This is a genomic window from Thalassospira profundimaris (assembly GCF_003326795.1).
GTDB lineage: Bacteria > Pseudomonadota > Alphaproteobacteria > Rhodospirillales > Thalassospiraceae > Thalassospira > Thalassospira profundimaris_C.
In genome coordinates, this window is record NZ_JPWI01000012.1 from 109,963 (window position 1) to 125,323 (window position 15,361).

A 15,361-nucleotide genomic window follows, 5' to 3' on the forward strand; every position below is an offset into this window, starting at 1 on the left:
TTTGAATTACGATTTCAATTTTGACGTCATCTGGCGCAATTGGGAACTTCTGGCTCAGGGACTTGGTCTGGGACTGTTTCTTGCCATTGTGTCGATTGCGATCGGCTGCTTGATTGGTCTTCTTGCTGCTTTCGGGATGCTGTCCCGCCACAAGATTTTGCGCTGGATTGCGGGGGGATATGTCTCCGCAATCCGCAATACCCCGATCCTTGTGCTGATCCTGTTTTGCTATTTTGCCCTGCCGCAATTGGGCATCGCACTCGACAAGATTTCATCCTTTATCTTCACGCTGTCGATTTATGCCGGTGCCTATCTGGCCGAGGTATTCCGGTCGGGGCTTGTTGCCTTGCCAAAAGGCTTGCGTGAAGCCGGACTGGCGATTGGTCTGACCGAATTCAAGATCAAGACCAACATCATCATTCCGGTGATGTTCCGTAACGTTTTGCCATCGCTTTCGAACAACTTCATTTCCCTGTTCAAGGATACCTCGCTGGCGGCGGCAATTGCGGTGCCCGATCTGACTTTCTATGCCCGCAAGATCAATGTCGAAAGCTTCCGGGTGATTGAAACCTGGATGGTGGCGTCGATGATTTATGTCGTGGCTTGCTATGTGATCGCGTGGCTGTTGCGCCGTCTTGAACAGCGTCTTGCTGTTCCTCGTTGAAAGGGTTTCAGGTGAATTTCTCTCTTTTCTTTACAGAGTTGTGGAATGCCCGGATGAACCTGCTGGACGGGCTTGGCGACACAATTCTGATATCGGTCTCGTCGGTTGTGCTTGGCACCATTCTGGGCGTGTTTGTTGGTTTGGCAATGACATACGGGCAGCGCTGGCTGCGCTTTATCGTGCGGCTCTATATCGACTTTCTGCGCGGGACGCCTGTTTTCGTTCTGATCCTTGCCTGCTTTTACGTTCTGTCGGTGGTCGGTGTTGACCTGACAGCATTTCAGGCAGGGGTGCTGGCGCTGACGCTGTTTTGTTCGTCCCATGTCGGTGAAATTGTGCGCGGGGCGTTGTCGGCGATTGCGGTCGGACAGACCGAGGCGGCCAAATCAATCGGCCTGACCTTTATGCAGACCTTTGTCTATGTCCTGCTGCCACAGGCCTTGCGCCAGATTTTGCCAACCTGGGTGAATACCGCAACCGAGATCGTCAAGGCATCGACATTGCTGTCGATCATCGGTGTGGTCGAGCTGTTGCTGGCTACCCAGCAGGTGATTGCGCGTACATATCTCAGTCTCGAATTCTATCTGTTCGCAGGCTTTGTCTATTTCCTTTTGAACTTCGTGATCGAGCAAGCCGGCCGTGCTGTCGAGCGTCGCATTTCGATCCCTTAATGAGGCTATCATGTCCCCAATTCTGACTATTTCCGGTCTTCACAAGAGTTTTGGTGAACTCGAGGTTCTCAAAGGTATCGATCTTACGATGCAGCAGGGCGACGTTGTTTCCCTGATCGGGTCTTCCGGTTCTGGCAAAACAACACTTCTGCGCTGTGTGAACCTGCTTGAAGACTTCGAAAAAGGGTCGATCGAGCTTGCCGGTCAAAAAATCGGCTATCGCGAAGATGGTGCCGGGCAACGCCGCCGTTTGCCGGAACGCGAAGTGGCCCGCCAGCGTTCGATGACCGGCATGGCGTTCCAGCAGTTCAATCTGTTTCCGCATATGACGGCCATCCGAAACGTGATGCTGGGTCTGATCAAGACCAAAAACATGCCAAAGGACGAAGCACGTGAAGTTGCCCAAAAGTGGCTTGAACGTGTGGGCATGGCTGCACGCAGCGATCATTATCCCGGTCAGCTTTCCGGCGGGCAGCAGCAACGTGTCGCAATTGCACGCGCCATCGCCATGAACCCGCAGATCATGCTGTTTGACGAAGTAACATCCGCCCTTGATCCCGAACTGGTTGCCGAGGTTCTTGCCGTGGTGCGCGATCTGGCGGTTGAGGGGATGACCATGTTGCTGGTGACGCATGAAATGCGCTTTGCGCGCGACGTTTCGACCAAGGTCGTTTTCATGCATCAGGGGCGCATTCACGAAGAAGGCACCCCCGACGAGATTTTTGGTGCGCCCAAAACCGAACGACTGCAGGGCTTCCTTGCAAATTCCGAAATCTGAATCAGGAGATCATTTATGAGCATTAAAAGACATGGCGTTGGCGAAGGCAAAGGCAGCGGGCAGAAAACACTGCCATTTGCCAAGGCCACAGAAGCCGACGGCTGGCTTTATGTCTCAGGACAGACACCGATGCGTGACGGCGAAGTCGTCGGCACCGGGATTGTCCAGCAATCGCACATCGCGATCGAGAACATGCTGAAGATTGTCGAGGATGCCGGCTATGACAAGGCCGATATCATGCGCATCGGCGTATGGCTTGACGATGCCCGGGATTTCTGGAGCTTCAACGGCGTTTTCGAAGAATATTTTGGCGAAAATCCCCCGGCGCGTGCATGTGTTCAATCCTCAATGGTGGTTGATTGCAAAGTTGAGGTCGACTGCATTGCCTTTCGTAAGGCATAAGCTAGTTGAATAATAAGACATGATTTAAGCGGGGCGATGGGGGTTATGAAAGAAGGTCAGACACGTAAACGTGCGCGCGGCATTGATCGTGCGTTTGATATTCTTGATCATCTGCGTGATGTCAGAACCTCCCAGCGTCCCGCTGAAATCGCCCAGGCGCTTGGTGCGCCAACATCTACGATCTATGACCTGATCGGCACTTTGCTGGATCACGGTATGCTTGAGGTTACCGATGCGAACGGATCGGTTTTCCTCGGGCGTCGTGTCTATTTCCTCGGACTGGCCTATAGCGACTATTTCGACCTGACCCGTCAGGCCGCCACGGTGCTTGATGAAATCACCGCCAGCACCAAGGAAACGTCGCAGTTCTGTATGCTTGATGGCGGCAAGTACACCGTCGCCCTGCAGCGCGAAGGCAGCCGTCCGTTTCGCATCAAGGCCGATGTCGGGCAACGCACATCCATTCCCTGGACCGCATCGGGCCGCTTGTTGCTGGGCCATCTGAGTGACGATGAAATTCGGGACCTGATCCCCGAAGAAGATTTCATTCTTCCTGATGGCACCCGGATGGATGTTGACGCCTATATCGCGGAAATCCGCAAGGCGCATATTGATCGGTTTTTCTCGTTTGACAGCATCGTTGATACCTTCACCCATTGCTTTGCGGCACCGGTCTATGACCGCAAGGGTATCTGTGCTGCGACCGTCTGTATCGTCGCCCCCAAGGAAGATGCCCGCGAGAATTATCAGCTTTACAAGAATGCGCTGCAAACCGCAGGCATGAAACTGTCACAAGGCAGCTAGAACGGCGATCACCCTGCAACCTTACAGGTTCAGGGGCGTGGCGCTATTGCGTGCCGTTTGCCAAAGATAAAGATATCCGGAAAAGAGAAAGCGGCGGTTATCGTTTCCCGCATCGATAACCACCGCTTTACCACCTTGAGAGGCCTACGGGGAGAGAGGACCCGTAGGTTGAGAGACAAGCCATTTTGGGGACAAAATGCGAATGGGTTGCATTCGCGGGCTGTGTCGAGACCTGTTATAGGCGAGGGAAAATTGGAACGCAAGTGAAAATCGTTCTCATTTGCGCAAGATTTTTGGTTGATGACGGTGTTGCCAAATTATCCCTACAAAAACAGTTGGTTAATCTGCCGGTTTTCTGCGGTTTTAAAGCCCTGGAAAGCATAGAATCCACAACATATGTGCGGGTTTTATCGGGTTTCAAGGATCGGGATATCAGGTGCTTATGCGCCGCAAATGATTGTCCCAATGCAGCGATTTATGAGAAGCGTCGGGCAATTCAACGCGCTTACGGCGAATCGCATCCATGCGCCAGCCATTACCAAGGCCGCTGGTGCCGACAAATTCGCCGGGGCGGTCCGTTGCCGCAAGACCACAGCCATCCGGGGCCGCGATATGGGTCAGGAAGTCATTGGTTTTAGCATCCCAGAATGTGACAAGCCCGCCACGCGGGCAGGAAATGCCAAAGACCTGACCAGACGCATCAAAGCGCACAGACCCGCAATATTGGCGCATGCGATATTGCACATTGTCAGGTGCCTCGATCGGGCGGATTTCCTTGCCCGGTTGCCAGACACCGACAAGCGGGACCTGATCATTAATCTCGCCCTGATACTGGAAGCCTGCGGCAATCGTGCCATTGGCTGAGACATCAAGGTGGCGGATCGACAATTGATGCCAGTCATGTTTGAGCGCCGTCTGATGGATCAGCTCGCCGGTGCGGCGATCAATGATCGACAGGTTGGGTTCCATGGAATCAATGTTAAGCGGCGTACGACCGTCGAAATCGGGATGGGTGTGAAGCCCGCCATTGGCAATCACAAGCTGTTCGCCACCGGGCATCAGATGCAATTCATGCGGGCCGGTGCCATAACTGTCAAATTCGGCCACCCGGCGATAGCCATCCTTGGCATCCCAGACCGAAACAACGCCACGCGCATGATCAAAATCGTTTTCGGTGATGTAAAGAAAACGTCCATCGTTGGAATAAATCGCATGACCATAAAACCGGCGATCTTCCGGGCAATGCAGCTTGGCGCGGACTTCGCCGGTATGACGATCAAGGATCAGGCCGTAAAGACCCGGGCGACGTTCGACCGCTGCCACATCAACATGGTTCGGGCGCAAACCGATATCATGACCACGCCCCGGCAGAGCCTGTTCAAACAGGATCTTGCCCGACGCGTTAAAGGCGCTGACATAGTAATCATCGGCATTCCCGGCACTGGCGGAAATATAGACCGCACGGTCTTCGATGGCCGGAGTGCTTGCCGCGCGCGCGATATCAAGCGGCAAAAGGGTAAATGCCCCGCCAACACCCATGAGTTTCAAAAACTCGCGACGTTGATGTCTCATTTTCTTCTCCGGTTATGAGAGCTCCGCTTTGATTGCTCAGTCGCCATCAAGCGCATTGAAACCGCCACCAAGCTGGGTGGTGCCGCCAATGTCGTTCTCGACCAGCGTAATCAGGAAATCGATCTGCGATTTGAACTCGGAAAGCTTGGCATAGCCATCTGGCTGCGCTAGCAGTTCATCGATTGACGGCGGCAGGTTATTTGCCGCGTCAATGACGGTTTGCCAGTTCAGGCGGAAGGACCGATCCAGAAGGCTGTTGTCGATCAGCGATGCCATACCCGCACCCTCGGTGCCGACACCGCCCCATTTGCCGTCATAAATGGCAAATAGCCCAGTCAGGTTATGGACAATGTTGCGCAAGGACCGCTTGGCGACTTCGCTTTCGCCACGGCTGGCCTTGGCATCCTGTTCATTTTCGCCCAGCGGACGGCCAAGCTTCTGGGCCGAGATAATCAGCAAGCCTTCGTGAAGGGCACGATAAAGATCGGTCGCGGCAAATTTCGCCGTCGGGTAATCTATGCTGTCGGGGCCTGCTGTGCTCATGGCTTCGGCAAATTCCGGCCATTCGTCAAGCAGCTCGCCGGTGATGGTCTGAAGATTGGTGGCAATGGCTGAGCCGTACTGACACAGGAAGACACCGTCTTCGTCACCCTTGCTCAGATGGTCGGCATTCTTGTCATCAAACAGGACTTCCTCAAGTGCGGGGAACCCCTGAAGGGCCGCACTTGCTTCGGCAAGCTGGGCCGGATCGGTATAGCTTGCCGGTTTGCTAAACAGCAGTTTCCGGAATTGCCGTGCAGCAGTACCATGTTTGTCGGGCCAATATTCGATATGCTGATCCCGGCCATTGGCAACCAGTGGCCCCATGCGCCAGGGCTGGATTTCCTGCCAGATATCCATCGCACTATTGAATTCGTTCTGAACGTCTTTGAGATCATCTGCATCCGGATCGGCACAGAAATCCTTGATGGATTTGGTCAGCTCTGATGCCGCGTCATGAAATTCATCAAGCTTGGGCGGCATCACCGTATTCAGAAGATGCGACAATACGGCACTGTATTTCCTTTCGGGGATATCGGCATGGGCAGGAGGAGCACCAAAACCGGTAACCAGTACGGTCGTGACTGAAAGCAGCGTGATACGCCAGAACGATTTTTGCGGCATATGTCTTTTCCGAATATTCACGGGATTTGAAACACTTATACAGGCTTAAAGCGACTTTAGAAACGCAAGCAGTTTCCTGCGCTCGGATGGTGGCAGCATTGTGACAGAATGGCGCGCAGGCTCCGCTTCGCCGCCATGCCACAGGACGGCCTCAAGGATGGTTCGTGCCCGGCCGTCATGAAGGAAACCGGCACGTGGATCGATCTGTTTGGCCAGCCCCAGTCCCCAAAGCGGTGGTGTCCGCCATTCGCGGCCTGATGCCTGGGCTTCGGGCCGATGATCTGCAAGGCCTTCTCCCATGTCATGCAGAAGCAAGTCGCTATAGGGCCAGATCACCTGACCGGATTGCTCCGTCATATCCGTGCGTTCCGGAAGCTGGTAACGGGGCGTATGACAGGATGCACAGCCGATGGAGTCAAAAATCTTCTGCCCGGCCACGACATCCGCATCGTCGGCATTGGTGCGCACCGGCGGGGCAAGGTTTCGGGTGTAATAAAGCACAAGGTCAGTGACCTGCGAATGGGCTTCAAGATTTTCAAATTCCGGATCATTGCCGTTCGGTGCGTTCAGGCAAGCCGTTTGGGCGCTGGTACAATCGCCTGATCCAGCGGGATAAAGCGGGGTGGATAATCCGACATCAAACTGGAACGCATTCTGGTTTTGCTGGTCAAGGCTTGGCATTCCTGCCTTCCAGCCAAACCGCCCGATGGCAAGTTGTCCCTTGGCAATATCCCAGACATGATTGACCCGGCCGGAAATCCCGTCGCCATCAGCGTCTTGTGGATCAGCGCGCGCAAGCAGCAACTCGTCAGGAATGGCTTCGAGCAATCCAAGCCCGATCATCGGCGGGGCAAGGCGTGGCGAAACCATCACATCAGGATGAAGCGGTCCATAAGCCAGATCGGTCATCTGATAATCGGGCTTTTGTAGTGTAATGACGTCTCCATCAGACAGGGTGACATCGATATTTTCATAACTGACCTTCACGCGTCCTTCGGCATTGATGCCCGCGACCGAGAAATCCTGAAACTGGCCGCCATAGACCGGGTCGGGAATGGCTGCGATCTTGCCATCAAGGTGATCGCGTAGCTGACCGGCTGTTTGCGGCGGGATTGAAAGGCGCAGCAACATGGATGTTGCGCCTTCTTCGGGATTGTTGTCATCAACCGGATGGCCGCGACCATTGCGGATATGACATCCATTGCAGGCCCGCGAATTGAAAAGGGGGCCAAGACCGTCTGCGGTTTTGGTGCGTGTCGGCGCGGTGACCCAAAGCCTTTGAAAAAGGGCCTCGCCAAGCTTGAAATCAAGCCGCTTTTCAAAGGTCATGTTGGCTGAATAATGGGTGAAGACATTCCGCCCGTCGGCATTTGACCAACTGGTATTGCCCCCCGGAAAGGCAGGGTCATCAACCTGTTGGGCAAAGGCTGTCGGGTTCAGGGCACTAACCGTCATCACGGCAAGACCGGACAAGGCAAGATGGCGCAGGGCAGGAACGAAACGTTTCATGACGATTTTGGTCTTATGATTATTGTAAAAGCAAAACGGCGGGAGACTGAATCCCCCGCCGTTCAGTGCCATCAAGGCAGGTGTCGAGTCATCAGGCTCAGTTGACTGCAGACGGATTATCAAGGCTGTCAGAGCCTTCGAATTCAATGCCGTCAATGCCAACAGCAGCAATGATCTGTTCAATCGATTTGGTCTGATCAACCAGTGCATCAACAAAGGTCTGAACAACAGCGTTGCCGTCGTCATTGCCCATGGCGATCAGCTGATCGAAATGTTCACCACCCTGTGCACGGGTAACCATGGCTTTGCCTGCCAGAACCGACGTCGCAAGCTTGCCGCGCAGTTCGGTATCAAGAGCGGCGTCCTTGGCGGCTACCAGATCGGAAAGTGCCGGACCTTCAACGACCGAACCGTCAACGCGCGTGTAACGGCCAAGATAAACGTTCTGAATGCCAAGTGCGTCATAGAAGTGGCTGTTGTGGGTGTTGTCCGAGAAGCAATCATGCTCTTCTTCCGGATCATGAAGCAGCAGACCAAGCTTGGTGCGCTCGCCGCCCAGTTCGCCATAAGACAGCGACCCCATACCGGTCACAATCGCAGTCAGGCCCGGAACACCATCACCTTCAAGAACGGTTTCGCGTGCTTCGCCACCATCGGCCCACTGTTCGGTGATCCATTCCAGATCGGATACCAGAAGCTCGCCCGCCGCTTTGAGATATGCGCCACGGCGGTCGCAATTATCGTTGGTGCACGCATCACCGCCTGCATAGTCGGTCCATTCACGTGCACCGGCACCGGCATCGGTCCCGTTAAGGTCTTGACCCCAAAGCAGGAATTCAATCGCATGATAGCCGGTCGCAACGTTTGATTCGACATCGTCGATTTCATGCAAGTCTTCAAGAAGGGCGGCATCAATGATTGATGCATCAATGGTCGTGCCTGAAATGTTCAGGCTCGGATTTGCGATGACATTAGCGGTATAGGCCGGGTTTTCTTCACTTTCTTCGCCGTAAAGGCCGGTTTCGACATAGTCGATCAGACCTTCGTCAAGCGGCCATGCATTTACCTTGCCTTCCCAGTCATCGACGATGGCATTGCCAAAACGATAAACTTCGGTCTGCTGATATGGCACCCGTGCAGCAAGCCATGCAGACTTTGCCGCGCCAAAGGTCTCGGCCGAGGGTTGCGCGATCAGTGCATCAATTGCGGATTGTAACTTCTTGGCCGTGATCAGTGAGTCTTCGTAACCGGCATGTGCGATATCGGCATAGGTTGTCAGAACGTCTTTGGCGCCCGGTGCGGCATAGGCCTGCACGCCAAGGGTCGAAACCAAAGCGGCCGTCCCGAGAATTTTTGCGATTTTCATAGGAGTTCCCATCTATCCCTGAAAGTGAGCCAAGGGCAGTGCCCTGCGGATCAAAAGGCGAGTGAATCTTTGCAAACGAAGAAATCTGGTCCCCGATCTTCGCCCCGATCCAGATGCTTTCAGTCCAAGTGATACTGCTTATGATAATGATTTTCAATTGAAGAATGGGTTTGTTGCGAAATATTCACGTTTTCTGAATGTGATACCCGCAAATTGATCTGGTCTTAAAGAAATGGCAGGGCATTATCAGTTTAAGTTGTGCAACAGACCGGACCAGAATTTCGTTACGCCAGGAGGGACCAGATGAGCCATCAGATGTCAGATCAAAAGAAAGTCAAACTCTGGGACTTCCCGGTGCGCCTGTTCCACTGGGCACTGGTTGTGGCCATTGTCACCGCATGGTGGACCAACCGGCAACTGATGATCGATATCCACGCCATTGCCGGATACAGCGTGCTGGCACTTGTTCTGTTTCGCATCATCTGGGGATTTGTCGGAAGTTCGAACGCGCGGTTCGGGTCTTTTATAAAGGGACCGGACAAGGTCATCGGATATGCGGTTAAAATCCCGACTGGCTCGATGGCTGAACTGACCTATGCCGGGCATAATCCGGCCGGGGGCTGGATGGTTGTGGTTCTGATCGTTCTGGTCGCTATTCAGGCGATCAGCGGTCTTTTTGCCAGCGAAGACACCTTCCTGTTCTTTGACGGGCCGCTTGTTGCTCATGTCAGTTCCGATGTTGCACGCATCATGAACTGGATCCATCGCACCAATATCAATCTGATTTACGTAATGGTCGGGCTGCATGTCTTTGCAGCCCTGTTCTACCTGGTGGCAAAGCGTGAAAACCTGATCGGTGCGATGGTAACAGGTGTGCGAACGGTGCCGGTAGAGATGGCAGCCAGATTTGCACAAATCCGCTTTGCGTCCCCGGTTGTCGGAATTGCGATCCTGATTGTTTGCGGGTTGATCGTCTGGGGGATGGTTACGGTTGCGCGCGGCTAGAACTGTTCGTGTCACAGCATGAAAATCAAAGGCCACCAGTGCGATGCGCTAGTGGCCTTTTTGATTATATGCCCCCGATCCGGGTTTTGGTGTGCTGAGCTATCAGCAGGGGGGAGAAAAAGCCGGATCAGGGACACTTGCCCCGGGGTAAGGGCGAGACAGATATGATTATTTCGACCGATAGGTGTCGTGGCATCCTTTGCAGGTCTTGCCAAGATCGCCCATCGCTGCACCCATTGCCGACTTGTCACCGGCAACAGCCGCCACGGCAAGGGCTGCTTCCCTGAGTTCCGGGAAACGACCGGAAAAATCATCCCAGTCGGTCCAGACTTTCTCGGTCGCGGTGGTTTTTACCGTCGCACCCGTTGTTTGGGGTTCGAAGGCGGCCGGGGCACTTGCTGCGGCAAAGGCAATGCCATTGGCAAGATTGCGCAAGACCGGATCAGGAAGATCACATTGTCCCTTAAGGTAACATCCAAGTGTTCCCATAGCGCCGCCAATCCCGTCCATCAACATCTGGCGGTTTTGTACGGCACCATTATCCATCATCTCGTCAGCGTTGGCATTGATCGGCATGATGCTGCCCGCGGCGATCATCGCGCCGAACAGTCCTGCAGTAACAAGGTGCTTCATGGCTTCTCTCTATTGTCGTTTGCGTGGTCTCTCTGATCGCGAAACAGGCGTTTGTTTCTTTTCTCTCTTGGAAGCATCTTGTTGCTTCATGCCTGTCGCTCAGCTTAGTGTCCCAGTTGCGCCCCTAAAACCGGAATCACAAGCGCGTGAGTAGAAAGATTTTTTCGACACATGCGTCAAAGGAACTACCAGATATGTCGACCGCTGCCCCACATGATGCTTCGACCGCCAATGAAACTGCCATCCGCGAAGGCCGTGCGCGTGCGCGCAGTCTTATCCGCGACTGGGACCTGAAACGTGCCTATATCAATGGTGTCTGGCAGGATGCCGACAGCAAGGAGGTCCTTGACGTCATTGACCCTGCGCGGGGCGATGTCATCGGGGCGGTTCCGTTCATGCGTACGTCCGAGGCGCGCCGTGCAATCGATGCCGCCCATGATGCCTTTCCGGGCTGGTCGCGCCTGTTGGCCAAGGACCGCGCTGTCATCGTGCGACGCTGGCGCGATCTGCTTGAAACCCATCAGGAAGACCTGGCTGCCCTTATCACGCTTGAGCAGGGTAAACCCTATGATCAGGCCCTGCGCGAAGTGATCGGGGCAATTGCCTATGCCGAATGGTATGGCGAAGAAGCCAAGCGCGCCTATGGTCAGACCATGCCAGCCACCCAGCGCGACCGCCGTGTCGTGGTGCAAAAGCATCCGGTGGGCGTGGTGGCGGCAATCACGCCATGGAACTTTCCGCTGACCATGGTTGTGCGCAAATGTGCGCCTGCCCTGGCAGCAGGCTGTACCGTTATTGTCAAACCGGCCGAAGATACGCCGCTTTCGGCATTGGCCGCAGCAAAGCTTGCCGAGCAGGCGGGTTTCCCTGCCGGGGTCTTTAACGTGGTGACGGGGCTTCCCCAACCGATTGCCGAGGCTCTGACAGGCGATGAACGCGTCCGGATGTTGTCCTTTACCGGGTCGACCGAAGTTGGCAAACGGCTGATGGTGCAATGTGCGCCCACCATGAAAAAGCTGTCGCTTGAGCTTGGTGGCAATGCACCCTTTATCGTTATGGATGATGCCGATATTGATGCCGCGGTTGCCGGGGCGATGATTTCGAAATTCCGCAATAGCGGCCAGACCTGCGTTTGTGCCAACCGCATCTTTGTCCAGGACAGTGTCTATGAGGCATTCGTTTCAAAGTTCATTGCAGCAAGCAACGCACAGACCATCGGCAACGGCTTCGTGCCCGGAACGGATATCGGCCCGCTGATCAATCGTCAGGCGGTGGCCAAGGTCAAACGTTTGGTCGAGAATGCCCAGAAAGCCGGGGCGACACTGATTTATGGCGCAGAGATGCCGGGCGAAGGACATTTCGTCCGTCCGCTGGTGATGACGGATGTTCCCCATGATGCTGACTGTTTTGACGAGGAGCTGTTTGCCCCGGTCGCCCCGATTTACCGTTTCTCGACCGAGGATGAGGTGATCGAACTTGCCAACCGGGTGCGCACCGGCCTGTCATCCTATCTTTATAGCCGTGATATCGGCCGGGTTCAGCGGATTGCTGATCGTCTTGAGACCGGTGTTGTCGGGATCAATGACGGCACCACCAGCCATGAAGGCGCGCCTTTTGGCGGGGTAAAGGAAAGCGGGCAGGGCCGCGAAGGCGGTCATTGGGGGCTTGAGGAATATCTTGAACCCAAATACCTCAATTACGCGATTGGTTAGTGTGGACTGACGCGACCCCAAATACCGCTCAAATCACAGATCGGAAAACGGCAATTGCCTTCCTGGCTTTTGCCGTTTTTTGCTTTTGGCAAAGCCATGCAAAATTGTTTGGTCGGACTCCGGCGAAAAAACCGGATGATTTTAACGTATTTGGCAAAAAAATCGCGGTGGCCAAAGCTGTTTTTCGCATGGTTTCTTCTACTGGTTTATGGAAACGAGGCTCTGAACAGGGCAGAAATCTCTAATTAATCCAGTTCTGATGTCCGGTTGAAGCAGAGGCTTTTTGAAAATATCCAGCAAATCGAAGCTGTTATTTGTCATGATACATTCATGCGTTATGCGCATGCGGTAATTGTGGCGGTAATGTTTCACGTTATGCATAACGTGCATGGGTGGAGTGAGGAATCTCTTCTCGTGGGAATGTAAAAACAGGCGTACACCGGTTTTCAGAGAATGTAACGCAAAACCCAGACGCGATATGCGCGGGATGCTTTTGAAAGGAAACGGACATGAAAATGTATCGTGATTATGACCTGGTTGCCCTGCAGCGCGAAGCAGAACATCTCCGTGCGGCTGCAATGCGCAGCATGTTTCTGGCAGTCGTTCGCAAGGTTGCTGCACTGTTCGGTGCAAACCGTAAGCCGCATGGCGGCGTACCGGCTGGCGCATAAGTTCGCCCTCCAAAGAATTCCGGTGCCAGTTCCGTCTGGTATCTTGAAAAACACCTCCGCAATCCTCCCATGCGGGGGTGTTTTCGTATGTATGCTTCACCTTCGGAGCCGAGCCGGTTATTAAGGGGGAATATCCCGCCTGAATTCCGGAGAAACTGGTTCTTATGAAACTCGCTCATTATGCCTTTGGTGAAGAAAATCGCGACAATGGAACCATTGTAATTGTCCATGGTCTGTTCGGGCAGGCCCGGAACTGGACCGCGATTGCCCGGCGTCTGGCGGAAAAATACCACGTGGTGACTGCGGATTTGCGCAACCATGGCCGGTCAGACTGGGATATGGAAATGACCTATCCCGTGATGGCATCCGACCTTGCCGAACTGATCCGCGATGTTTCTGATAAACCGGTTCATCTGGTCGGGCATTCGATGGGGGGGAAGGCATCGATGGTGCTGTCGCTGTCGAAAGATTCCGGTCTGGTGGCTGATCTGGTGATCGTCGATATCGCCCCGGTTCGCTACGAACACGATTACACCGGTTATATCAGTGCAATGCGCGGTGTCGATTTTGATGCGGTGACCCGCCGTGCCGAGGTCGAAGATGCCCTTTCATCGGGTGTCTCGGAAAAGGGTATCCGTCAGTTTCTCGCCCAGAATGTCACGACAGACAAGGATACCGGCAAAATGTCATGGCAGGTCAATATTGATGCCATGGCCGCCCATCTTGCTGACATTATTGGCTGGCCCGAGGGCGAGGTAGCCGGTTCCTATGACGGTGATGTTCTGTTTATCTCGGGTGCGAATTCCCACTATGTCGATCCCAAGGATCGCGATCATATCAAATCGCTGTTTCCCAAGGCCGCCTTTACCAGCATCAAGGGGGCGGGCCACTGGGTACATGCCGAAAAGCCCGATGCGGTTCTTTTGACCCTGTCTGCATTTTTGAACCGCTAGTTCGCAAAAGCCGGAGACACCATGTCAGATCTGCCCAAAGGCTGGTTGATCCCCGACCAGGACCATGTGCGTATTGATGATATCGAATGTCTGTCTGACAACTGGTATCACCTTTATCGCGTCAGTTTTGACCTGAAACGATCCGACGGGACGTGGCAGCACCAGACGCGCGAAGCCTATGAGCGCGGCAACGGGGCGGGCATTCTTCTTTATAACCGTGCGGACAGGACAGTGATCCTGACCCGGCAATTCCGGTTGCCGTCTTTTGTGAATGGCAATTCGGACGGCATGCTGATTGAAGTGCCGGCTGGCCTGCTTGATGATCGCGATCCCGCTGCCGCCGTCATTGCAGAGGTCGAGGAAGAAACAGGATATCGTATCGGCAAGCCGGAAAAGGTCTTTGACCTTTTCATGAGCCCGGGCTCCGTGACTGAGCGTCTGCATCTGTTCGTTGCCGAGGTCACGCGCAATCACCGCGAAGGAGACGGCGGTGGCCTAAGGGACGAGGGTGAAGACATCCACGTTCTTGAAGTCAGCTATGACGATGTTCTTCCGATGATCACTGATGGGCGGATCCGCGATGCCAAGACAATCATCTTGCTTCAGCATGCGCTTTTGACCGGATTGTTCGAATAGGCGCGTGCCTACCAGGGCAGTTCCTGTCCGTCATAGGCAAAGAAACCACCCGACTTGTCAGCAGCAAGGTTGTTAATCACGGCCAGCATGTTTGCACTAGCCTGCTCGGGGCTTTGAACATTCAGGCCCGATTTTGCAAATGGACCGGAAAGTCCGGTATCAACCGTGCCGGGATGCAGGGCAATACAGACCGCATCACGTTTGCTCCGGGCCAGTTCAATGGCGCTACACTTGACGAGCTGGTTCAGGGCGGCCTTGGCCGCACGATATCCGTACCATCCGCCCATCCGGTTATCGCCAATACTGCCAACCTTGGCTGAAAGGGTTGCGAAAACCGACTTTCCGTTGCGTGCTAAAAGCGGGCAGAAATGCTTCATCAGCAAGGCCGGACCAATGGCATTGATCTGAAACTGCTTGGCCATGTAGTCGGCATTAATCTGGCGCAGGGACTTTTCGGGCTGAAACACCTCGTCATGCAGATAGCCGGTCGCATCAATGATCAGAACGATATCACATCCCAGATCAGCCGATTGTCGCCTGGCATCCTCGGCACAGCGGGCAACGGTTTCCACATTCTCGAAATCAAGACCCGGTTCGGTTTTCCGTCCATATTCCAGAACACGGGCAAAGTGCCCGGATGCTTTCAAATGGGTCACAAATGCCCTGCCAATCCCCCCGGTCGCACCGGTGACGATGGCGATCTGGTTTTCGGGGAATGTCTCAAGTGACAAGGTGTTCTGTTCTGACATGGGTTGCCTTTGGCTTGTTGCGCGACTTGATACGCGCCCGTCTCAGGCATGGTTCAATATAAGCCGGTAAAG

Annotated in this window: 17 protein-coding genes; 11 read left to right on the forward strand and 6 right to left on the reverse strand. The window is 54.3% G+C overall.

Annotation, left to right across the window (positions count from 1 at the left end):
* Position 1: 1 nt before the first annotated feature.
* The 5 genes from TH30_RS17100 to TH30_RS17120 are packed head-to-tail and all read left to right on the forward strand — an operon-like array spanning position 2 to position 3,319.
* A complete protein-coding gene (locus tag TH30_RS17100) occupies positions 2-664 on the forward strand; it encodes an amino acid ABC transporter permease (protein WP_114099302.1) in 663 nt (220 codons plus the stop codon).
* A gap of 53 nt (positions 665-717) precedes the next feature.
* Positions 718-1,335, forward strand: a complete 618-nt coding sequence (locus TH30_RS17105; RefSeq protein ID WP_258548770.1) for an amino acid ABC transporter permease — start codon at positions 718-720, stop codon at positions 1,333-1,335.
* Between the two features lie 10 nt (positions 1,336-1,345).
* Positions 1,346-2,113: an amino acid ABC transporter ATP-binding protein gene (locus tag TH30_RS17110; RefSeq protein ID WP_114099303.1), complete on the forward strand. Its 768-nt coding sequence runs from the start codon at positions 1,346-1,348 to the stop codon at positions 2,111-2,113.
* 15 nt (positions 2,114-2,128) lie between these two features.
* Positions 2,129-2,515: a RidA family protein gene (locus tag TH30_RS17115; protein ID WP_114099304.1), complete on the forward strand. Its 387-nt coding sequence runs from the start codon at positions 2,129-2,131 to the stop codon at positions 2,513-2,515.
* Between the two features lie 45 nt (positions 2,516-2,560).
* A complete protein-coding gene (locus TH30_RS17120) occupies positions 2,561-3,319 on the forward strand; it encodes an IclR family transcriptional regulator (protein WP_114099305.1) in 759 nt (252 codons plus the stop codon).
* 432 nt (positions 3,320-3,751) lie between these two features.
* On the opposite strand, the gene TH30_RS17125 is transcribed toward TH30_RS17120, so the two are convergent.
* From TH30_RS17125 to TH30_RS17140, 4 genes are all read right to left on the reverse strand, one after another.
* Positions 3,752-4,891, reverse strand: a complete 1,140-nt coding sequence (locus tag TH30_RS17125) for a DUF1513 domain-containing protein (protein ID WP_114099306.1) — start codon at positions 4,889-4,891, stop codon at positions 3,752-3,754.
* A 36-nt stretch (positions 4,892-4,927) separates the two neighbouring features.
* Complete coding sequence (locus TH30_RS17130) at positions 4,928-6,055, reverse strand: imelysin family protein (RefSeq protein ID WP_114099307.1); 1,128 nt, start codon at positions 6,053-6,055, stop codon at positions 4,928-4,930.
* A 45-nt stretch (positions 6,056-6,100) separates the two neighbouring features.
* Complete coding sequence (locus TH30_RS17135) at positions 6,101-7,564, reverse strand: di-heme oxidoreductase family protein (RefSeq protein ID WP_258548771.1); 1,464 nt, start codon at positions 7,562-7,564, stop codon at positions 6,101-6,103.
* Positions 7,565-7,661: 97 nt separating this feature from the next.
* Complete coding sequence (locus TH30_RS17140) at positions 7,662-8,930, reverse strand: imelysin family protein (protein WP_114099308.1); 1,269 nt, start codon at positions 8,928-8,930, stop codon at positions 7,662-7,664.
* Between the two features lie 303 nt (positions 8,931-9,233).
* Between TH30_RS17140 and TH30_RS17145 the strand changes: the two genes are divergently transcribed.
* A complete protein-coding gene (locus TH30_RS17145; protein WP_114099309.1) occupies positions 9,234-9,935 on the forward strand; it encodes a cytochrome b/b6 domain-containing protein in 702 nt (233 codons plus the stop codon).
* A gap of 168 nt (positions 9,936-10,103) precedes the next feature.
* Here the strand turns inward: TH30_RS17145 and TH30_RS17150 are convergent, their stop codons facing one another.
* Complete coding sequence (locus TH30_RS17150; RefSeq protein WP_114099310.1) at positions 10,104-10,568, reverse strand: c-type cytochrome; 465 nt, start codon at positions 10,566-10,568, stop codon at positions 10,104-10,106.
* 194 nt (positions 10,569-10,762) lie between these two features.
* Here TH30_RS17150 and TH30_RS17155 point away from each other — a divergent pair, with 194 nt between their 5' ends.
* From TH30_RS17155 to TH30_RS17170, 5 genes are all read left to right on the forward strand, one after another.
* Entirely contained in the window at positions 10,763-12,280 is a 1,518-nt protein-coding gene (locus TH30_RS17155) for an NAD-dependent succinate-semialdehyde dehydrogenase (RefSeq protein WP_114099311.1), read from the forward strand.
* Entirely contained in the window at positions 12,280-12,525 is a 246-nt protein-coding gene (locus TH30_RS17160) for a hypothetical protein (RefSeq protein WP_114099312.1), read from the forward strand. The genes TH30_RS17155 and TH30_RS17160 overlap by 1 nt, the downstream gene beginning before the upstream one ends.
* A gap of 264 nt (positions 12,526-12,789) precedes the next feature.
* Complete coding sequence (locus TH30_RS22160; protein ID WP_181850366.1) at positions 12,790-12,951, forward strand: RSP_7527 family protein; 162 nt, start codon at positions 12,790-12,792, stop codon at positions 12,949-12,951.
* A gap of 164 nt (positions 12,952-13,115) precedes the next feature.
* A complete protein-coding gene (locus TH30_RS17165; RefSeq protein WP_114099313.1) occupies positions 13,116-13,904 on the forward strand; it encodes an alpha/beta fold hydrolase in 789 nt (262 codons plus the stop codon).
* Positions 13,905-13,925: 21 nt separating this feature from the next.
* Positions 13,926-14,540 (forward strand): NUDIX domain-containing protein, encoded by a 615-nt coding sequence (locus TH30_RS17170; RefSeq protein WP_114099314.1) that lies wholly within the window; start codon positions 13,926-13,928, stop codon positions 14,538-14,540.
* 8 nt (positions 14,541-14,548) lie between these two features.
* On the opposite strand, the gene TH30_RS17175 is transcribed toward TH30_RS17170, so the two are convergent.
* Entirely contained in the window at positions 14,549-15,289 is a 741-nt protein-coding gene (locus TH30_RS17175; protein WP_114099315.1) for an SDR family NAD(P)-dependent oxidoreductase, read from the reverse strand.
* Positions 15,290-15,361 lie beyond the last annotated feature (72 nt).